This window comes from Mycobacterium seoulense, assembly GCF_010731595.1.
Taxonomy (GTDB): domain Bacteria; phylum Actinomycetota; class Actinomycetes; order Mycobacteriales; family Mycobacteriaceae; genus Mycobacterium; species Mycobacterium seoulense.
The window spans coordinates 3,994,507-4,013,110 of sequence record NZ_AP022582.1; the positions used below are offsets into that span (position 1 = coordinate 3,994,507).

Below are 18,604 nucleotides of genomic sequence, written 5' to 3' on the forward strand. Positions count from 1 at the left end.
GAGCGGACCGGTTGCGCCGTTTGGTTTCATTCTGTGCCGGATCGGACAAAGATGACACTATGAGCAGCCACCCCCCTGCCTCGCCCAGCCAGCCGCCACCCACGCCCGCGTCCAAGCCGGGCACGGCGCCCAAGGAACCGGCTATCCGGTTCACCCGCGCCGGCGCGCTGTGGTCATCCTTGATCGCCGGCTTCCTGATTCTGATTCTCTTGCTGATCTTCATCACCCAGAACACGGCGGAGACGCCGTTTACGTTCTTGGGCTGGCACTGGAACCTTCCGCTGGGGGTGGCCATCCTGCTGGCGGCCGTGGTCGGCGGTCTGATCACGGTGGCGGTCGGGACCGCGCGAATGCTGCAACTGCGCCGGGCGGCCAAGAAGCACCACGCGGCGTCGCGCTAGGGGCTAGCCGGGCAGCTTGGCCAGCTCCCCCAGTCCGCGGGAAATCAGCGGCGCCACGACCTCCGGCATGTGGTCGGAGTCCATCCCGCGAGCCTGGTCCGACATCCGCCTGCGGAAGTCGATGCCGGCGGCGATGATGGCGAGCTTGAAGTAGGCCAGCGCCATGTAGAACTCCCAATGCGCCAACGGCAAACCGGCGGCCAGCGAATACCGGTCGGCCAGCTCGTCGGCCGTCGGCAACAGCGGTGAGGTCCAGGCGGCCTGCGCGTTGACGATCAAGTCCAGCGCGGGGTCGCGGTACACGCACATCAGGGCCGCGTCGGACAGCGGGTCCCCGAGCGTGGACAGCTCCCAGTCGACGACGGCGCGCACCTTGGTCGGGTCGTCGGCGTCCAGGATCGTGTTGTCGATCCGGTAGTCGCCGTGCACGATCGATGTGCGGCTTTGCTGGGGAATGGCTTCTTGCAGACCGGAATGCAGGCGCTCGACGTCGGCGTCGCGGCGGTCGTCGGGCAGCCGCACCAATGCCCACTGCGAGCCCCAGCGCCGCACCTGTCGCTCCAGGTAACCGCTGGGCTTGCCGAAATCGGCCAGCCCGACGGCCTCGGGGTCGACGGTGTGCAGGTCGACGAGGACGCGGACCAACGAGTCGACGCAGCCCTCGATGACGGTGTGGCTGAACGCTTCGAGCTGGGCGCGACGGCGCACCACCTGGCCGGCAACGAATTCGACGATCTGGAACGGGGCGCCCAGCACCGAGTCGTCCTCGCACAGCGCGATCGCGCGCGCCACGGGGACGGGGGTGTCCCGCAGCGCGGCGACGACCCGGAACTCACGGGCCATGTCGTGCGCCGACGGGGTCAGCCCGTGCAACGGCGGGCGCCGCACCAGCCAGCTGGTCGCGTCGTCGTAGACGCGGAACGTCAGATTGGAGCGGCCACCGGAGATGAACTCCGCGCGCAACTCGCCGTCGCGTCCGATGCCGAGCGAACGCAGGTAGGAGTCCAGCGAGGCCAGGTCGAGCCCCTCGAGTTGGTCAGCTGAAGTCACCGGACTTGTTTACCATCGCCGGGCCGCGACCCGGCTCACCACCGTTGATTTCGCGGTAGCAGGTCCCAGACGTGCTCGACTCCGTTGACCCCCGCCACCGTCGCCTGACCCGATCGCGAGAACAGCAGCCGGGTGATCGAGGCGTAGTCGACCGGAAAGGACAACAACCGGGACGTGCCCAGGATCTGGTGCAGCAGGACGTTGATCACCCCGCCATGGCTGAACACCGCGACGGTGTCCTCCGGGTCGGCGGCGGCGACGAGGTCGTCGACCGCGGCCCGCACCCGGGCGAGGAACGCGTCCTCGTCGACCGCGCTGGGCAGGTGCCCCTGGGCCAGGCGCGCCCACTCTTCCGGCATTTCCTCGCGGATCTGCTCGACCGGGATGTAGAGCGGCAGGTCCCGGTCGTATTCGGCGAAGCGGTCGTCGATCTCGACGGTGAGCTCCCGCGCCGCCGCGACCGGTTCGGCGGTCTGGACGGCGCGCCGCTGCGGGCTGCTCACCACCCGGGAAATGGGAAATCGGTCCAGCGCCTTGGGCAGTCGCTCGATCTGTGCCAATCCCTCGTCCGACAGGTGCGGGTCCGAGCCCTCCCCGTGTTCGCTGCGCAGCGGCAGCGCGTGCCGGACCAGAAGCAATTGCATGTGTTCGTTCCTGTCTGTGGTGGGCGCGACGTGTTCATTCAAAGCACGCATCGCGGCCCCCGCAAAATGGGGCGCAGCACAAGGCCGATCTCGAGGAGGACGAATGACCGAGCCGAACATGGACTGGGACGCCGCCTACCGGCAGGAGACGCCGCCGCCGTGGAGCATCGGCCGGCCGCAGCCCGAGCTGGCGGCGCTGATCGGCGAAGGCAAGATCCGCGGCGAGGTCCTGGACGCCGGGTGCGGCCACGCCGCCCTGTCGCTGGCACTTGCCGCGCGGGGCTACACGGTGATCGGCCTGGACAGCAGCGCAACCGCGATCGAGGCCGCCGCCGCGGCGGCCGCGGACCGGGGACTGAAGACGGCGACGTTCGCGCAGGCCGACGTCACCGACTTCCGCGGCTACGACGGGCGCTTTTCGACCATTCTGGACAGCGGCCTGTTCCACGCGCTGCCGCCGGAAAAGCGCCAGGACTACCTGCAGTCCATCTTCCGCGCGGCCGCCCCCGGGGCGGCGCTCTACATCCTGGCCTTCGCCGCCGGGGCGCTGGGCGACGCCGATCGCGGAGGCGGGCCCCGCGGTTTCGCCGAAGCCGAGCTGCGCGAGGCCGTTTCGACGCTGTGGCGGGTCGACGATCTGCGCCCGGCAAAGGTCTACGGCAACGCTCCCGCGTCTGCCGACGGCCCGCTGGCCCATTTGGAGCGCGACGGCGAAGGCCACTTCATGGCCCCCGGGTTCCTGCTGACCGCCCACAAGCCGGACTGAGCGGAGGGCCCGGCGTTGGAGAATGCTATTCTCCGGACAGAGAGTGGGGTGTGCGGATGACGACGGTAGGCCAGGCCCAACTGGACGCGGGCGTTCTCGCTCGCTGGCTGGACGCGAACGATGCACCCGGACACGGCGAGCAGCCGCGGCTGCAGCAGCTGAAGGGCGGTTCGCAGAACACGCTGTACCTGCTCGAACGCGGCGGCGAGCGGATGGTGCTCCGAATGCCCGGCGCCCGCGCCGACGCCGCCCGCCTCGACGGTTTGCTGCGCGAGATCCGGCTGGTGCGAGCGCTGTCGGGCACCGACGTCCCGCACGCGGCGCTGATCGCCGCCGACGACACCGGCGCCGTGCTGGGTATGCCGTTCTACGTCATGGCGGCCATCGACGGGTGGAGCCCGATGGACGGTGGTTGGCAACCGCCGTTCGACACCGACCTGAACGCCCGGCGGGGGCTGGCCTTCCAACTCGTCGAGGGCGCGGCCAAGTTGGGCCGGGTGGACTGGCGGGCCCACGGCCTCGAGGGTTTCGGCCGCCCGGACGGATTCCACGAGCGGCAGGTCGACCGCTGGCTGGCGTTCCTCGACGCCTACCAGGTGCGCGAACTGCCCGGCCTGCACGAGGCCGCGGACTGGCTGCGGAACAACCGGCCCGCGCACTACCGGCCGGGCATCATGCACGGCGACTACCAATTCGCCAACGTGATGTTCGCCCACGGCGCGCCGGCGCGGCTGGCCGCGATCGTCGACTGGGAGATGACGACGGTCGGCGACCCGCTGCTGGATTTGGCGTGGTGCCTGCTGGGCTACGACGGCGAAGAGCCGCGCGCCGACGGGTTCTATCTGGACATGAGCGGCATGCCCACGCGAAGCGAATTGCTGCGGCACTACGAGACGGTCAGCGGGCTTTCCACCGAGAACATCGACTACTACCTGGTGCTGGCCAATTGGAAGCTCGGCATCGTGCTGGAAAAGACCTACGCAAGCGGGGTACGTATGGGGGCCGAAAAAGGAGGGGTCGACCCCAAGGTCCAAGACGCCTTCGGGACGATGATCCCCCAGCTGATCGCGACGGCGGCCGAGCTCGCACACTCGTTGTCCTCCGGGGGCCGCTGAAATGGGTTACGCGGACCAGCTTTTCGATCTGACCGACCGGGTCGTTCTGGTCACCGGCGGCAGCCGGGGGCTCGGCCGCGAGATGGCGTTTGCCGCCGCGCGGTGCGGCGCCGACGTCGTGATCGCCAGCCGAAATATGGACAACTGCGCGGCCACGGCCAAGGACATCGAGGCGGAAACCGGGCGCGCCGCCTTGCCGTATCAGGTGCACGTCGGGCGCTGGGATCAGCTCGACGGCTTGGTCGACGCCACCTATGACCGGTTCGGCAAGGTCGACACGCTGATCAACAACGCCGGCATGTCACCGTTGTACGACAAGCTGACCGACGTCAGCGAGAAGCTGTTCGACGCGGTGCTCAACCTCAACCTCAAGGGCCCGTTCCGATTGTCGGCCCTGGTGGGTGAGCGGATGGTGGCGGCCGGCCGCGGGTCGATGATCAACGTGAGCACGGCGGGGTCGCTGCGGCCGACGCCCGACATCGTCCCCTACGCCGCCGCCAAGGCCGGGCTCAACGCCATGACCGAAGCCCTGGCGAAGGCGTTCGGACCCACGGTGCGGGTCAACACGCTGATGGCCGGCCCGTTCCTCACCGACGTGAGCAAGGCCTGGAACCTCGAGGCGGCCCAGGGCAAGCCGTTCGGCCACCTGGCGCTGCAACGCGCCGGGGATCCGGCCGAAATCGTCGGGGCCGCATTGTTTCTGGCATCCGACGCCTCCAGCTTCACCACCGGTTCGATCCTGCGCGCCGACGGCGGACTGCCCTAGCGCGGCGGGTCGCCACCAAATGAACGAGTAGGAGCACGCTTATGTCCTGGGACTTCTCCACCGAGCCGGAATTTCAGCACAAGCTCGACTGGATCCGCGACTTCGTCCGCCAAGAGGTGGAGCCCCTCGAGGTGCTGTTCCCGGGTTGCGAGTTCCTGCCGCTGAACGACGAGCGCCGCCGCATCGTCGACCCGCTCAAGCAGCGGGTCCGCGACCAGGGCCTGTGGGCACCGCATCTGGGGCCCGAACTGGGCGGCCAGGGCTTCGGAGCGGTCAAGCTGACGTTGATCAACGAGATCCTGGGCCGCAGCCCCTGGGCGCCGATCGTGTTCGGCACGCAGGCGCCCGACACCGGCAACGCGGAGATCATCGCCCGCTTCGGAACCCAGGAACAGAAGGACCGTTATCTCACCGGCCTGCTGTCCGGGGAGATCTTCTCGTGCTTCTCGATGACGGAGCCGCAGGGCGGCGCCGACCCGCGCGTCTTCCGCACCCGCGCCTTCCGTGACGGCGACGACTGGGTGATCAGCGGGCGAAAGTACTTCTCCTCCAACGCCTCCGTCGCATCGTTCTTCATCGTCGTCGCGATCACCGACCCCGACGTACCGGTCCACCGCGGCGCTTCGACGTTCCTGGTGCCCGCCGGAACCGAAGGCCTGATCATCGAGGCCACCCACCACCTGGTCGGCGCGCTGCCGCACGAACCCGGGCATTCGCTGGTGCACTACGACGGAGTCCGGGTGCCGTCGGACGCGCTGCTGGGCGAACCCGGTCAGGGCTTCATGATCCTGCAGGCCCGGCTGGCCGGTGGCCGGCTGCATCACGCGATGCGGTCGATCGGGCTCGCCCAACGCGCGGTGGAGATGATGGCCCGCCGCGCGAAAAGCCGTTTCACCCAAGGCAGTTCGCTGGCCGACAAGCAGCTGGTGCAGGCGTTCATCGCCGACTCCTACACCGAGCTGATGCCGTTCCGGCTCGCGGTGCTGCACGCGGCTTGGCTGATCGACACGGCCGGCGAGCACGCCGCCCGCGCCGAGATCGGCGCCTGCAAGATCCTGGCGTCGCAAGTACTCAAATCGATTGGGCTGCGCGCGATCCAGGTGCACGGTGCGCTGGGCACCACCGACCAGCTGCCGCTGGTCAACGTGCTGCTCGGCGGGGTGGCGCTCGGTCTGGCCGACGGCCCGACCGAGGCCCACAAGGTCAACCTGGCCCGGCTGCTGCTCAAGGGATACGAGGCCGAGGACGCCGAGTGGCCCAGTGAGCTCCTGGACATCCGGCGGGAGGCCGCGCGCACCAAATACGGCGACCTCGTCGACCGGGTTCCGGCGCTGCCCGATTCGCCGTGAGCAGCAGGGTGACCGCAGCGGTCGAGCGGGCGCTCGACGACCGCCAGCGCGAGGCTACCGAAGAGGTGGAGCGCATCCTGGCCGCCGCGGTGCGCGTCATGGAACGGGTCGCGCCCGAACCGCCGCGGGTGAGCGACATCGTCGCCGAGGCCGGCACGTCGAACAAGGCGTTCTACCGGTATTTCGCCGGCAAAGACGATCTCATCCTGGCCGTCATGGAACGCGGGGTGGGCATCGTCGTGTCCTACCTCGAACACCAGATGGCCAAGGAGAGCGAGCCGCGCGATCAGGTGGTGCGCTGGATCGAGGGCACGCTGGCGCAGGTGGCCGACCCCAACCTGATCAGCATGAGCCGCGCGGCCGCCGGGCAGCTTTCGCCGCGCACGAGTTGGCCGGCGGCGGATCAGGAGATGATGCGGCCACTACGGGATCTTCTCGTCAAACCCGTTGCGGCGCTGGGCAGCACCGACGTCGAGCGCGACGTCGAGGCGGTGTTCAGTTGCACCGCGGCGTCCATGAGACGATACATCGGGTCGGCCGACCGGCCAGGACCGGACGACATCGCACACCTGGTCGGATTCTGTCTACGCGGTTTGGGGGTCGGTTGATGCGCGCGGTCGTCTGCCGTTCCTACGGCGCCCCGGAAGACCTGGTCCTCGAGGACGTCGACGAGCCGGTCCCGGGTCCCGGGCAGCTGCTGGTGCGGGTGCGCGCCGCCGCGGTCAACTTCCCCGACGTGCTGTTCATCGCCGGCAAGTACCAGGTCAAGATCCCGCCGCCGTTCATACCGGGCAACGAGATCGCGGGCGAGGTGATCGCCGCCGGCGACGGCGCGCCGTTCGAGCCGGGACAGCGGGTGTCCGGGACCACGTTCGGGGCGTTCGCCGAACGGGCGCTGCTGGACGCCGGCCAGGCCGCGCCGGTGCCCGACGACGCCGACTTCGCCTCAGCCGCGGCCTTCGGCGTCACCTACCGCACCGCGTATCACGCGCTGCGCTCGACCGCGGCGGTGACAGAAGGGGATTGGGTCGTCGTGCTGGGCGCCGCGGGGGGCGTCGGGTTGGCCGCGGTCGACCTGGCGGTCGCGCTGAAGGCGCGGGTGCTGGCCGCGGCGTCGAGCCCCGAGAAACTGGACCTGTGCCGGCGACGCGGCGCCGAGGCGACCGTCGACTATGACCGCGAAGATTTGAAATCGCGCATCCGCGAGCTCACCGGCGACGCCGCCCGGGTGATCATCGACCCTGTCGGCGGGCCGTACGCCGAGCCGGCGCTGCGGGGGCTCGCGCGCGGCGGCACCTTCGTCACCCTGGGCTATGCCGCGGGCACGATACCGGCCATCCCACTCAATCTCGTTCTGCTCAAGGACGTCTGCGTGCGCGGCATGGAGATCCGCACCTTCATGACCGACCATCCCGACGAAGCGGCCCGCGACATCCGGGAACTGTCGGAGATGTTCGCCGCGGGCACGATCCGCCCGTACATCGGTGCGCGATTCCCCTTGTCCGAAACCGCCGCCGCGCTGCGGCATGTGGCCGACCGCAAGGTGTTGGGCAAGGTCGTCATCGACGTTACGGGGTGACGATGTTGAAATTCGGGTCCGGTTGCTCCAGCGCACCGAGGAAGGCCCGCAGCGCCGCCTGGTCACCGGAGATCTCCAGGCCAGGCGAGGTGAAGTCGCCCAGCGCCGCCGTCAGCAGCCGGGACTTGCTGTCCAGCTGGACCGTAACGGTAGCCGTCGCGGGTTCGGGCGCCGCCTTGCGGTGAATGAGCACCCCGTTGCGCAGGGTGAGCCGGTAGTTGGCGGCCAGATCGGCGAAGGCGATGTCGATGGCGAGGTCCAGATCCCAGCTCCGCGGCCCGTCGACCCGGATGGCGAGGCTGTCGAAGATCTGCTCGGGGGTCAGCTGGGACAGCATGGTGGGCGAGGTGGCCGTCGTAGCGGTGCCGAAGTTCCCGTCGTGCAATTCGGTTGCGCCACTGAGGAAGAAGTTGCGCCACGTCGCGTTTTCGGCACCATAGGCCAGCTGCTCGAGCGTGTCGGCGTACAACGCGCTCGCGCCGGCATGGCCGCTGTCGGTGAACATCGCGTGGTCCAGCAGGGTTGCCGCCCAACGGAAGTCGCCGGAGTCGAACGCCGTTTGGGCCAGCCGGACGACCGCGTCGATTCCGCCCATCGCCTCGACGTAGCGGGGTCCGAGGGCCTCGGGCGGATGCGGCCACAACCGGGCGGGGTTGCCGTCGAACCAGCCCATGTAGCGCTGGTAGACGGCCTTCACGTTGTGGCTGACCGAGCCGTAGTACCCGTGGGTGTGCCAGGCGCGATCGAGCGCCGGCGGCATCTGGAACATCTCGGCGATCTCGACCCCGGTGTAGCCGCGGTTGAGCAGTCGCAGCGTCTGGTCGTGCAGGTAGGCGTACACGTCGCGCTGCAGCGAAAGGAACTCGACGATGCTCTCCCGGCCCCAGGTCGGCCAGTGGTGGGAGGCGAAGACCACGTCGGTCCGGTCGGCGAAGGTGTCGATCGCCTCGGTGAGGTACCCGGACCAGGCGTGCGGGTCGCGCACCAGTGCGCCGCGCAGGGTCAGCAGGTTGTGCAGGTTGTGGGTGGCGTTCTCGGCCATGCACAACGCGCGGAACCGCGGGAAGTAGAAATGCATTTCGGCCGGCGCCTCGGTGCCCGGCGCCATCTGGAACTCGATCTCCACGCCGTCGATGGTGTGCTTCTCGCCGGTCTCGCGGACGTCGATCGTGGGCACGATCATGGCCACCTCACCGGTCGACGGCGCCTGACCCAGCCCGCAGCCGACCTGGCCCCGCGGCTCGCGGGGCAGCAGGGTGCCGTACATGTACGTGGCGCGCCGGGCCATCGCCGTGCCGGCGTAGACGTTCTCCTGCACCGCGTGCTTGACGAAACCCTCCGGCGCCAGCACGGCCACCGCTCCGGAATCCACCGCCGCCTGCGAGGTGACGCCCAGCACCCCGCCGAAGTGGTCGACGTGGCTGTGGGTGTAGATCACCGCGACGACGGGGCGGTCGCCGCCGCGGTGGGCACGGTAGAGCGCCAGCGCCGCCGCCGCGACCTCGGTGGACACCAGCGGGTCGATGACGATGATGCCGGTGTCGCCCTCGACGAACGTGACGTTGGAGATGTCGAGGCCGCGGACCTGGTAGATGCCCGAAACCACCTCGTAGAGGCCCTGTTTGGCGGCCAGCGTCGACTGCCGCCACAGGCTGGGATGCACCGATGTCGGAGCGGGGCCGTCGAGGAAGGAGTAGGCGTCGTTGTCCCACACCACGCGGCCGTCGGCCGCCCTGATGACGCACGGGGACAGGGCGGCGATGAACCCGCGATCGGTGTCGTGAAAGTCCGCGTCGTCATGCACTGGCAGCGCGTGCGCGCCGTGCGCCGCCTGGATGACTGCGGTGGGAGGTTTGTGCTGCACGCCAATACAGTGCCATCCACGGGCCATTCCCCGAGGCCCTTCGACCGCATCCCGTCAATTGACCAGCGGCCACGGGAAGCAATTACGCGGAACCCCACATTTTCGGCGCAGTTAACCCGCATACTGCCAGACGGCCCTCAATGCCGAGGGTCGCAACTTTCGGGCAAAGGAGAACACGTGAAGCGTGGACTGACGGTCGTGGTGGCTGGAGCGGCAATTCTGGCCGCCGGTATTTCCGGCTGTTCGAGCAACAAGTCGAGTTCGGGCGGTTCGGGCACCAGCTCCGCCGTGAACACCTCGGCGGGCGCTGCCAGCGGAACCAAGGTCCTCATCGACGGCAAGGACCAGAACGTGAGCGGCTCCGTCGTGTGCACCTCCGCGGGCGGCACCGTCAACATCGCTATCGGTGGCGCGGCGACCGGCATCGCCGCCGTCCTCACCGACGCCAGCCCGCCGCAGGTGAAGTCCGTCGGCCTGGGCAACGTCAACGGCGTGACGCTCGGCTACACCTCCGGAACCGGCCAGGGCAACGCCACCGCCGAGAAGAACGGCAACAGCTACAAGATCACCGGAACGGCCACCGGGGTCGACATGGCCAACCCCATGCAGCCCGTGAACAAGCCGTTCGAAATCGATGTGACCTGCTCTAGCTAGTCGAGGGCACGGGCGGTTGCCACCCGTTGAGTGGCAACCGCACCGTGAACTCGGTGTGGCCGGGTGAGCTGTTCACCGTGATCGTCCCGTTGTGGGCCTTGACGACGGCGGACACGATCGCCAGCCCCAACCCGGTGCTGCCACCCTTGCGGGAACGTGACGTATCACCGCGGGCGAACCGCTCGAACACCTCGGATTGGAGCGCCGGCGGGATGCCGGGGCCGTTGTCGATGACCTGCAGCACGGTGTGCGCGGGCTCGGTGCTCAGTCGCGTGGTCACGACCGTGCCCGCGCCGGTGTGCAGCCGGGCGTTGGCGAGCAGGTTGCTCAGCACCTGGTGCAGCCGGGCCGCGTCGCCCGTGATGATCACCGGCTCCTCCGGCAGGTCGAGTTCCCACAGATGGTCCGGCCCGGCGACGTGCGCGTCGTTGACCGCGTCGACGGCCACCCGCGACAAATCAACCGTCTCCCGTTCCAGCGGCCGGCCGGAGTCCAGGCGGGCGAGCAGCAGCAGGTCCTCGACCAGGCGCGTCATCCGTTCCGTCTCGGAGGCCACCCGGCTCATCGCATGCTCCACCGCCTCGCGGTCGTCGCCCATGCGCTGGGTGAGTTCGGTGTAGCCGCGGATCGCGGCCAGGGGCGTGCGCAGTTCGTGGCTGGCGTCGGCGACGAACTGGCGGACGCGGGTCTCGCTGGCCTGCCGGGCCGAGAGCGCGGACGCGATGTGGTCGAGCATGCGGTTGAGGGCCGACCCGAGTTGCCCGACCTCGGTGGCGGGGTTGGCGTCGGATTCGCGCACCCGGACCGGCAGCTCGACCTCACCGCGGTCCAGCGGCAGGTCGGCCACCTTGCTGGCGGTCTGCGCGACGCGGCGCAGCGGCGCCAGCGCCCGCCGGATGATGACGACCCCGGCGATCGTCGCCGCCGCCAGTGCGATCACGGTGACGATCCCGAAGATGATCAGCATGCGGATCAGGGTGGCGTCGATGTTGGACATCGAGAGGCCGGTGACGATGGTGTCGCCACCATTGCGGCTCGGGGCCGCCATCACCCGGTAGCGGCCCAGGCCGTCGAGGTCCACGGTGGCCGGGGCGCGGCTCGCGGCGATCTGTTCCAGTTGGGTTTGGGCGGCGGGGGTCAGCGCGTCGCGGGCCCCGCTGCTGGTCAGGTAGCCGGCGTCCACGGTCTTGCCGTGGTTGACGACCGCGGCCACCATGCCCGCCGGCTGGCCGGGGGCGTCCAGGAATCGGGGCCCGGGGCCCGGCCGCGGATAGTAGGAATGCTCGTGCCGCCATCCCGGGTGGTTGGGTTCGGGGTACATCAACGCCGAGCGGAAAGACGTGCCGGCGAGTTGCCCGTCGAGCTGCTTCACCAGGTGGTGGTTGAGCGCCAGTTCGGTCACCGCGGTGATGCCGACGCACACGATGGCCAGCACGACGATCTGCCCGACGAGCAACCGCAGCCGCAGGGACCAGGCCCGCCGTGAATCGGTAGGCGGTCGCGACCCGCTTCGCCCGGCTGCGCCGCGCTCGCGATCGCTCCTAGCGAGCCGGCTTGAGGACATAACCCGCGCCACGCAGCGTGTGGATCATGGGGTCGCGACCGTTGTCGATTTTCTTGCGCAGATAGGAGATGTAGAGCTCGACGATGTTGGACCGGCCGCCGAAGTCATAGCTCCACACCCGGTCGAGGATCTGGGCCTTGCTCAGCACCCGCTTGGAGTTGCGCATCATGAACCGCAGCAATTCGAACTCGGTGGAGGTCAGCGCGATCGGCTCGCCGGCGCGGGTCACCTCGTGACTGTCCTCGTCGAGCACCAGGTCGCCGACCACCAGCTGCGCGCCGCTGTCCAAGGTCGTCACGCCGGTGCGCCGGAGCAGCGCGCGCAGCCGCAGCACCACCTCTTCGATACTGAACGGTTTCGTGACATAGTCGTCGCCGCCCGCGGTCAGCCCGGCGATGCGGTCCTCGACGGCGTCCTTGGCCGTCAGCAGGAGCACCGGAAGCTGCGGGTTCTCCTCGCGCAGCTTGTGCAACACGTCGAGCCCGCTCATGTCGGGCAACATCACATCGAGGACGACGACGTCGGGGCGCTGGGCGCGGGCGGCCGCGACGGCCGATGCGCCGTCGCCCGCGGTGGCGATGTTCCAGCCCTCGTACCGCAGCGCCATGGACACCATTTCAGCCAGGACTGCCTCGTCGTCCACGACCAAGACGTTGATCGGATTGCCGTCGGCCCGACACATGACCACCCGCTCGACGGAGGCTCGGGACTGGGTCACAGGTTCCAGTATGCGCACCGCGCTGAGCCGTCGCTATGGCCAACCTTTGCGTGCGCTGTGAATGGGATCGCGCGACTACTCGAGCAGTCGCGCGATCCCGTTTTCCGGCGTGGTGGCTAATACCAATAGCGCCGGCCGGCGACTGGACGGCCGATCGAGCCCATAATCCACAACACGGCGCCGATGACTAACACGACGACACCGATTTCCCACAGCAATGGCACGCTGAATACAAATCCGAGAATTAGCAGGACTACGCCCAAGACAATCATGACGACTCCTTTAGGTGAGGGGCAGTAGGACACCAGGCATTGAACTGGGCTGCGGAACATGGCAGTCCTTGACTTTCGGGTTGACGCCCCCGTAATTCAAAGGCCCCGCGATGACGGTCAACGCGATGTTTCCCGCCGTTACACAGCTGGTTGAGTCACCCTTGAAGTAATCGCGTTGCCACGCCGCGAACACTCCGATGAGCAGCCATACCAGGGCAATGGTGCCGATGATTCCGCTGCCACGCATGGTGACCTCCAATGTGGTCGAGAAAAATTTCTCGTGGACGATAGTTACCCATTCGACTTATGTCTAAACATTCGTCGGGTGAATTCGGCAGTGCGCCAGCGGAGCCCGGCAGCCTAGGCCTGGTCCGCGAGCCACCTGGCGGCCCGCCTCTTCGATGCCCGGGAAAGCCAGGCGTCCTGGATCAGCTCGGCCAGTTCGGTCCTGCTGATTTCGGCCAATCGGCCGGCCCGCACCAGCACCGAAGGATGCCCGTCGAAACGGTCGGTGGTGAAGAACGGCGAAGCGGGATCCTGCGTCAGCGCCAGCTTGTCGCTTTCCGACTCCACCCACAGCATGATCACGTCGGCATACGGTTCGCCGGTGTCCGGGTCGGCCGCGTCGGGCTGCGGCGTGCGGAAGAACACGAAGGACTTCCCGCCGACTTGATAGATGGAGTTTCCCTTCGGGCCCTCCACACGCTGAACGTGCGGCATCGACCCGGCGAGCTCGTGCACGTCGCTCGCCCGCGCCGGTCGATCAGCCACACGGCGAGGGTAGCGGGCGGTCTGAGCCCTAGCCGCGCCGCTGCGCGGACACGTAGAGCGTGGGCGGCATCGCGGCTTCGGCGTCCCGCGGAACGCTGCGGCCGTACCGGGCCATCAACTCGGCGAACGTCGCCGTCGCGACGTCCCAGCCGCGCTCCCGCAGCCATCCGTCGACCGGGGTGCGCTCTTCGGGGTACCAGAGGTCGTCGAAGTCGGTGATCTCGGAATCGACGAGCTTGGCGGCCGCGGCCCGCATCCGCCGCATGTCCTGGCGCTGGCGGGCGACGAGCTCGGGGTCGGTGAAGCCCGCGCCCGGCACGTTGGAAGCCAGCCAGCTGCCGTCGGCGCTGAGCGAATGGATGCGCTCGAACAACAGGTCCTGGGCTTGTGCCGGCAGGTAACGGACCAGGCCCTCGGCGGACCAGGCGGCGGGCCGGGACGCGTCAAACCCGGCTTCCCGCAACGCCTTCGGCCAATCCTGCCGCAGGTCGATCGGCACGTTCACCAGCCGCGCCCTCGCCTGCGCGCCGTGCTCGCGCAGCGTGTTGGATTTGAAGTCCAGGACCTTGGGCTGGTCCAGCTCGTAGACGACGGTGCCGTCGGGCCACGGCAGCCGCCAGGTGCGCGCGTCCAGACCGGCGGCCAGGATCACCACCTGCCGAACGCCGGAGTCGGCCGCCCCCAGGAAGAACTCGTCGAAAAACGCTGTCCGCGTTGCCATGAAGTCGATCATCAGCTGAATGCGCGTGCCCACGTCGGGCTCGAGCTGCACCGCCTTGGCCAGCAGCTCGGGATCGGCGTAGATGCTCCACATGCCTTCGCCGGCGGCGTCGACGAACACGCGCGCGAACGGGTCGTTGATCAGCGGGTTCTCGCTCTCGGTCTCGGCGGCCCGCGCCGCCGCGACACCCAGCGCGGTGGCTCCCACGCTTTGGGTGATGTCCCAGGAATCGTTGTCGGTACGCGGCATCGCCAGTTCCCTTCCGAGGGCCAGAATCAGTTAGTTGCACACACTATTGTTCCAGCCGTCGGCGCCCCGAAGCCCGTTCCCGGCCGTGGCCTACGCTTTTTCCCAGACGGCCCACAGGGTTGCGGAGGAGCGCTGACATGGACGAGATCGGTATCGGCTGACCGTGGATGCCGTGAACCTGGACGCCGTCGCGGCCTGGATGTCCGAGCGGGGACTCGGCGAGGGCCCGCTGCAGGACGTCTCCGCCGTCACCGGCGGAACCCAGAACGTCATGCTCCGGTTCACCAGGGCGGGCCGGCCCTACGTGTTGCGGCGCGGACCGCGGCACCTGCGTCCGCGGAGCAACAGCGTCATCCTGCGGGAAACGAAAGTCCTTGCCGCGCTGGCCGGCTCTGACGTGCCCCATCCGCGCCTGATCGCCGCCTGCGAGGACACCGCCGTGCTGGGCGACGCCGTCTTCTACCTGATGGACCCGGTCGACGGATTCAACGCCGGGGAGGGGCTGCCGCCGTTGCATGCGGGCGATCCCGGCGTGCGGCACGGCATGGGTCTGTCGATGGCCGATGCGCTGGCCAAGCTGGGCGCCGTCGACCACGTCGCGGTGGGCCTCGCCGATTTCGGGAAGCCGGAGGGCTTCCTGGAACGCCAGGTGCCGCGCTGGCTTTCGGAGCTGGACTCCTACAGCGAGTACGACGGCTACCCCGGGCCGCAGATCCCGGGCATCGAGGAGGTGTCGGGCTGGCTGGAACGCCATCGGCCGGCGACGTGGACGCCCGGGATCATGCACGGCGACTACCACGCCGCCAACGTGATGTTCTCGCGGACGGGTCCGGATGTGGTGGCCATCGTCGACTGGGAGATGTGCACGATCGGCGACCCGCTGCTGGACCTGGGCTGGCTATTAGCCACCTGGCGCCAGCCCGACGGGTCCAGCGTGTTCAGCCACGCCCTGGGCGGGCAGGACGGGCTGGCCAGCACCGACGAGCTGTTCGAGCGCTACGCGGCCAACACCACGCGCGATTTGTCGCACATCACCTGGTACACCGTGCTGGCCTGTTTCAAGCTGGGGATCGTGATCGAGGGGACGCTCGCGCGGGCCTGTGCGGGCAAGGCCGAGAAAGAGGTCGGCGACCAGTTGCACGCGGCCACGGTGCACCTGTTCGAGCGGGCGTTGGGTCTCATCGACAGCGCACCCTGATCCACTAACATCGCCCTTCGTGCCGCCTTACCCCGAGGAACCCGACTACTACTCCGAGCCCACGCGGGCCGCGCGGTATGGCGGGTATTACGACGAGCCGGCGCCCGAGCCCGAGCCGCCGACTCCCTGGTACCGCCGCCCGGCTGCGCTGGTCGCCGCCGGCGCGGTCGGGGTGATCGTGCTGGCCGCGGTGGTCTTCGCGGTGGTCAAGCTTGCGACCGGTTCGCCCGCTCACAGCCCGGCGGCGACGACAACGACCGCGCCGACGACAACCGTGACCACCACCACGACGACGACCGTGCCGCCCCGGCAGCACGGCGGCGGCGGTGTTGTGCCGACCGAGACGGTGACCGAGACCGCCCCGCCGCCCAGCACCGATACCCCCTCGCCGAGCACCGACACTCCCACCACAACGGAACCGCCCAGCACCGTGACGGCTTCACCGAGCACCGAAACCAGCACCGTCACGCAAACCGTGACCGTCCCGCCCCGCCGCGGCCCGTTCGGGGGTCCGTTCGGGGGACGCTAGCGGTCGGCCTCGGTCGGCCGAATCACGCTGTCCGCACGACTTTTCGGGTTGATCCAAAATGCAGGCAATTGAGGACGACACGAATGGCCGGTAATGAGCGCGCCCGAAGGGATTCGAACCCCTAACCTTCTGATCCGTAGTCAGAAACGGCGTGCTTTCAGGTTGTTTCAGGGTATTCCGCGGTGTCCAGAAAAGTAGGTCTCACCTGCGTAAACCGTCTCACGATGTCCCGTCGTGACGCGGGGCGTCTCACGCCAGTTGTGACAAGGGCGTGACAACTTTAGGCATCGGATTTATCGCCGGCGACCTCTAAGTTATGACCTATGGGCCAGGGATTTTCGCCTGTTCACTTGGACTCATTTGCACTGGTCAATGGGAGTCAGGTATCCCCATCACGTTCCCGTCGCCGCATCTATCCGCTCGACGAATCTCTGCACGGCCCCGGCGGCTTGCTCAACTGTCGCAGCAAGCTCGAGGTGATCAGCCCCTCCGACGCACCCGAGTAGATCGGCGACCAGTGCGGCAGCGCCGCGATCCTCGGTGGCCAACGCGTTCGCGATCACCTTCAACGGCCGACTCACCCCGACCGGCAACTAACAAATGCCAAGGTCGGATCCACCGTTAATCGGACAGCCGACAGCTGTTAGCCCTGCATATTCGAATCCGCAATATTCGCTGTGCCATGGTCTAGGCCAGGGAGCGTCGTGCGCGCCAAGCAGCACGTCAAACGGTGCTGTTGTGGCCACTACGTCGGGGCCGAAGTCTTCGTGCCATGGAGGTCGACATGGGGTGTCCAGTGACTCGGTGACCGCGGCGGCTCTTGCTGGCGTCTGTTCCTTGCGTTGGGGTTTGAACCAAGATGGACTCATGAAGGTGTTGATCACCAGTTCGCGGATGCCGTTCGCGCTGGGCATGGTGCGCATGCTCGCGGCTGAGGGCTGTGAGATCTATGCCGCCGATGACTACATGCTGTCGTCGGGGAACCATTCGAGGTACCTGGCGGGTCATTTCGTCTATCCGTCGCCGCGCGGCGACACGGCGGGCTTCCTCGCCGAGCTCGAGCGGATCGTGCGCGAGTGCGAGATCGACGTGATCATCCCGACTTTCGAAGAGGTCTTCTACATTTCCACTCAGATCGAGCGGCTCAGTCGGGTCACGAAGATCTTTGCCTCGCCGTTCGCGACGCTGGCCCGTCTGCATCAGAAGGGGGCGTTCGCGCGGCTGGTCAAGACCCTCGGGCTTCCGGTCGCCGAGACAGTGCTAGTGACCTCCGACGGCGAGCTGCGTGAGGCTATCGATCGCCTCGAAAGGTACTTCGCGCGCGCCGCGTTCTCGCGCGGCGGGGCCTGCTGTGTGACCAACACTGGTCCGCTGGCCGGCGCGCTGGAGATAAACGAGATCCACCCCACGCCAGCGTCGCCCTGGCTGGTGCAGCCCTTCGTGGAAGGTGAGACGGTCTGCAGCTACAGCACCGCTCACCAGGGCCGAGTCAGTGCCCATCTGATGTACCGAATCCCTCGGCAGCGCAAGCACAGCGCCGGCATCCAGTTCGAGGCTGTCGACGCGACGGAGTCGCTGAAGCTGATCGAGCCGATCGTGGCCGAGCTGAACTATACGGGCCAGATCTCCTTTGACTTCCTGATTACCGATGAGGGCCTCACCTTCGTGGAGTGCAATCCGCGCGCCACCGACGGCCTGCTGCTGATGCCGGGAGAAGAGCTGGCGGCGGGGCTGTTGGCCCCGCGGCCCCAGACGTTCGTGCTCGGGCCCGGCGGCCAAGTGCAGCTCGCTTTCGCCGTGCTGGCCGACGGCTTCGCTGATCGTCTGGCCCGCCTGCCCGAGACGGTCGGTGACCTGGCACAGGTAAGAGACGTGGGCAGTGGCTGGCACGATCCGCTGCCCACGCTGTACTCGGCGCTGGCTATCTGCCATTCCGTCGGTCAGAGCTTCCGCGAGCACATGGGCCAGGTAGTGGCCATCGCCGGCGACATGGCCTGGGACGGCGAGTACATCGACGGGATGTCGCAGGACGATGCGATGCTACTCACCCGCCTGCAGCGCGGCGAATCGTAGGACGCTGCACCGTTTATCAGCAGAAGTCTTCATTGTGTAGCCCCGAGGTATGCGGGACCTGCATATTTACCGCGTAAACAGGCATCCCTTCGATGGTGGGGACTGCCGGGGAATGCGCGCCGCGCCGAACGGTGGCGTTTCTTGCGCGGACAGATTGGTGCCGGACATTTGCCTCGTGAAGCTATAGGCGATGTTTACCCGACGCGGGCCTTGACCGTGTTCTAATCCCAGGGACCGCCTGCGAGTCAGCGTGGTCGGCGGGGCGAACCTGGCTGGCCAGCCAGGGCTACCCCCCAAGGGGCTCGTCGTTGGGGGGTGTAT

Annotated in this window: 20 protein-coding genes and 1 tRNA gene; 11 read left to right on the forward strand and 10 right to left on the reverse strand. The window is 68.1% G+C overall.

Going from position 1 to position 18,604, the window contains the following annotated elements; translation table 11 throughout:
• Window positions 1–59 precede the first annotated feature (59 nt).
• On the forward strand, window positions 60–401 hold the full coding sequence (locus tag G6N37_RS18500) for a LapA family protein (RefSeq protein ID WP_163682601.1): 342 nt from the start codon (window positions 60–62) through the stop codon (window positions 399–401).
• 3 nt (window positions 402–404) lie between these two features.
• On the opposite strand, the gene G6N37_RS18505 is transcribed toward G6N37_RS18500, so the two are convergent.
• Window positions 405–1,451 carry a phosphotransferase family protein gene (locus G6N37_RS18505; protein ID WP_163682602.1) on the reverse strand — a complete coding sequence of 349 codons (1,047 nt, stop codon included), beginning with the start codon at window positions 1,449–1,451 and terminating at the stop codon, window positions 405–407.
• A 35-nt stretch (window positions 1,452–1,486) separates the two neighbouring features.
• Entirely contained in the window at window positions 1,487–2,095 is a 609-nt protein-coding gene (locus G6N37_RS18510; protein ID WP_163682604.1) for a histidine phosphatase family protein, read from the reverse strand.
• Window positions 2,096–2,198: 103 nt separating this feature from the next.
• Here G6N37_RS18510 and G6N37_RS18515 point away from each other — a divergent pair, with 103 nt between their 5' ends.
• The 6 genes from G6N37_RS18515 to G6N37_RS18540 are packed head-to-tail and all read left to right on the forward strand — an operon-like array spanning window position 2,199 to window position 7,670.
• The gene (locus G6N37_RS18515) at window positions 2,199–2,861 is read left to right on the forward strand and encodes a class I SAM-dependent methyltransferase (protein ID WP_163682606.1); all 663 of its coding nucleotides are present in this window, start codon (window positions 2,199–2,201) and stop codon (window positions 2,859–2,861) included.
• Between the two features lie 56 nt (window positions 2,862–2,917).
• Entirely contained in the window at window positions 2,918–3,976 is a 1,059-nt protein-coding gene (locus G6N37_RS18520) for a phosphotransferase family protein (RefSeq protein ID WP_163682607.1), read from the forward strand.
• Between the two features lies 1 nt (window position 3,977).
• Window positions 3,978–4,742 (forward strand): SDR family NAD(P)-dependent oxidoreductase, encoded by a 765-nt coding sequence (locus G6N37_RS18525; protein ID WP_163682609.1) that lies wholly within the window; start codon window positions 3,978–3,980, stop codon window positions 4,740–4,742.
• Window positions 4,743–4,783: 41 nt separating this feature from the next.
• Window positions 4,784–6,091: an acyl-CoA dehydrogenase family protein gene (locus G6N37_RS18530; RefSeq protein WP_163682611.1), complete on the forward strand. Its 1,308-nt coding sequence runs from the start codon at window positions 4,784–4,786 to the stop codon at window positions 6,089–6,091.
• Window positions 6,088–6,699: a TetR/AcrR family transcriptional regulator gene (locus G6N37_RS18535; RefSeq protein ID WP_163682613.1), complete on the forward strand. Its 612-nt coding sequence runs from the start codon at window positions 6,088–6,090 to the stop codon at window positions 6,697–6,699. Before G6N37_RS18530 ends, G6N37_RS18535 begins: the two co-directional genes overlap by 4 nt.
• Window positions 6,699–7,670 carry an NADPH:quinone oxidoreductase family protein gene (locus G6N37_RS18540; RefSeq protein WP_163682615.1) on the forward strand — a complete coding sequence of 324 codons (972 nt, stop codon included), beginning with the start codon at window positions 6,699–6,701 and terminating at the stop codon, window positions 7,668–7,670. Before G6N37_RS18535 ends, G6N37_RS18540 begins: the two co-directional genes overlap by 1 nt.
• On the opposite strand, the gene G6N37_RS18545 is transcribed toward G6N37_RS18540, so the two are convergent.
• On the reverse strand, window positions 7,660–9,540 hold the full coding sequence (locus G6N37_RS18545) for an alkyl/aryl-sulfatase (protein WP_163685212.1): 1,881 nt from the start codon (window positions 9,538–9,540) through the stop codon (window positions 7,660–7,662). The two genes, G6N37_RS18540 and G6N37_RS18545, sit on opposite strands and share 11 nt — an antisense overlap.
• A 171-nt stretch (window positions 9,541–9,711) precedes the next feature.
• Here G6N37_RS18545 and G6N37_RS18550 point away from each other — a divergent pair, with 171 nt between their 5' ends.
• Window positions 9,712–10,188, forward strand: a complete 477-nt coding sequence (locus G6N37_RS18550) for a lipoprotein LpqH (protein WP_163682617.1) — start codon at window positions 9,712–9,714, stop codon at window positions 10,186–10,188.
• Here G6N37_RS18550 and G6N37_RS18555 read toward each other — a convergent pair.
• The 6 genes from G6N37_RS18555 to G6N37_RS18575 all read right to left on the reverse strand — a co-directional run bounded on the left by G6N37_RS18555 (window position 10,181) and on the right by G6N37_RS18575 (window position 14,483).
• Entirely contained in the window at window positions 10,181–11,752 is a 1,572-nt protein-coding gene (locus G6N37_RS18555; protein ID WP_232075071.1) for a sensor histidine kinase, read from the reverse strand. The two genes, G6N37_RS18550 and G6N37_RS18555, sit on opposite strands and share 8 nt — an antisense overlap.
• A complete protein-coding gene (locus G6N37_RS18560; protein ID WP_163685214.1) occupies window positions 11,730–12,434 on the reverse strand; it encodes a response regulator transcription factor in 705 nt (234 codons plus the stop codon). Before G6N37_RS18560 ends, G6N37_RS18555 begins: the two co-directional genes overlap by 23 nt.
• Window positions 12,435–12,586: 152 nt before the next feature.
• Window positions 12,587–12,742 (reverse strand): DUF6131 family protein, encoded by a 156-nt coding sequence (locus tag G6N37_RS25875; protein ID WP_090419013.1) that lies wholly within the window; start codon window positions 12,740–12,742, stop codon window positions 12,587–12,589.
• Window positions 12,743–12,752: 10 nt separating this feature from the next.
• Window positions 12,753–13,001, reverse strand: coding sequence for a hypothetical protein (locus G6N37_RS18565; protein WP_082972912.1), 249 nt, complete (start codon window positions 12,999–13,001; stop codon window positions 12,753–12,755).
• Window positions 13,002–13,102: 101 nt separating this feature from the next.
• Window positions 13,103–13,513, reverse strand: a complete 411-nt coding sequence (locus G6N37_RS18570) for an MmcQ/YjbR family DNA-binding protein (protein ID WP_163682622.1) — start codon at window positions 13,511–13,513, stop codon at window positions 13,103–13,105.
• 28 nt (window positions 13,514–13,541) lie between these two features.
• Complete coding sequence (locus tag G6N37_RS18575; protein ID WP_163682623.1) at window positions 13,542–14,483, reverse strand: class I SAM-dependent methyltransferase; 942 nt, start codon at window positions 14,481–14,483, stop codon at window positions 13,542–13,544.
• A 199-nt stretch (window positions 14,484–14,682) separates the two neighbouring features.
• Between G6N37_RS18575 and G6N37_RS18580 the strand changes: the two genes are divergently transcribed.
• Both G6N37_RS18580 and G6N37_RS18585 read left to right on the forward strand, forming a co-directional pair.
• Window positions 14,683–15,681: a phosphotransferase family protein gene (locus G6N37_RS18580; RefSeq protein ID WP_232075562.1), complete on the forward strand. Its 999-nt coding sequence runs from the start codon at window positions 14,683–14,685 to the stop codon at window positions 15,679–15,681.
• Between the two features lie 19 nt (window positions 15,682–15,700).
• Window positions 15,701–16,210, forward strand: coding sequence for a hypothetical protein (locus G6N37_RS18585; protein WP_163682627.1), 510 nt, complete (start codon window positions 15,701–15,703; stop codon window positions 16,208–16,210).
• Window positions 16,211–16,308: 98 nt separating this feature from the next.
• Here the strand turns inward: G6N37_RS18585 and G6N37_RS18590 are convergent.
• Window positions 16,309–16,391: transfer RNA gene (locus G6N37_RS18590), tRNA-Ser, on the reverse strand.
• Between the two features lie 686 nt (window positions 16,392–17,077).
• On the opposite strand from G6N37_RS18590, the gene G6N37_RS18595 reads away from it, so the two are divergent.
• Window positions 17,078–18,283 (forward strand): ATP-grasp domain-containing protein, encoded by a 1,206-nt coding sequence (locus G6N37_RS18595; RefSeq protein WP_163682629.1) that lies wholly within the window; start codon window positions 17,078–17,080, stop codon window positions 18,281–18,283.
• Window positions 18,284–18,604: the final 321 nt, after the last annotated feature.

What these genes read in the sequence shown, in the direction of transcription:
- G6N37_RS18560 (WP_163685214.1), bottom strand. Translation starts at nt 12,434, where the DNA reads ATGTGTCGGGCCGACGGCAATCCGATCAACGTCTTGGTCGTGGACGAC.
- G6N37_RS18540 (WP_163682615.1), top strand. Translation starts at nt 6,699, where the DNA reads ATGCGCGCGGTCGTCTGCCGTTCCTACGGCGCCCCGGAAGACCTGGTC.
- G6N37_RS18500 (WP_163682601.1), top strand. Translation starts at nt 60, where the DNA reads ATGAGCAGCCACCCCCCTGCCTCGCCCAGCCAGCCGCCACCCACGCCC.
- G6N37_RS18510 (WP_163682604.1), bottom strand. Translation starts at nt 2,095, where the DNA reads ATGCAATTGCTTCTGGTCCGGCACGCGCTGCCGCTGCGCAGCGAACAC.
- G6N37_RS18530 (WP_163682611.1), top strand. Translation starts at nt 4,784, where the DNA reads ATGTCCTGGGACTTCTCCACCGAGCCGGAATTTCAGCACAAGCTCGAC.
- G6N37_RS18555 (WP_232075071.1), bottom strand. Translation starts at nt 11,752, where the DNA reads ATGTCCTCAAGCCGGCTCGCTAGGAGCGATCGCGAGCGCGGCGCAGCC.
- G6N37_RS18515 (WP_163682606.1), top strand. Translation starts at nt 2,199, where the DNA reads ATGACCGAGCCGAACATGGACTGGGACGCCGCCTACCGGCAGGAGACG.
- G6N37_RS18595 (WP_163682629.1), top strand. Translation starts at nt 17,078, where the DNA reads ATGAAGGTGTTGATCACCAGTTCGCGGATGCCGTTCGCGCTGGGCATG.
- G6N37_RS18525 (WP_163682609.1), top strand. Translation starts at nt 3,978, where the DNA reads ATGGGTTACGCGGACCAGCTTTTCGATCTGACCGACCGGGTCGTTCTG.
- G6N37_RS25875 (WP_090419013.1), bottom strand. Translation starts at nt 12,742, where the DNA reads ATGATTGTCTTGGGCGTAGTCCTGCTAATTCTCGGATTTGTATTCAGC.
- G6N37_RS18575 (WP_163682623.1), bottom strand. Translation starts at nt 14,483, where the DNA reads ATGCCGCGTACCGACAACGATTCCTGGGACATCACCCAAAGCGTGGGA.
- G6N37_RS18580 (WP_232075562.1), top strand. Translation starts at nt 14,683, where the DNA reads ATGTCCGAGCGGGGACTCGGCGAGGGCCCGCTGCAGGACGTCTCCGCC.
- G6N37_RS18520 (WP_163682607.1), top strand. Translation starts at nt 2,918, where the DNA reads ATGACGACGGTAGGCCAGGCCCAACTGGACGCGGGCGTTCTCGCTCGC.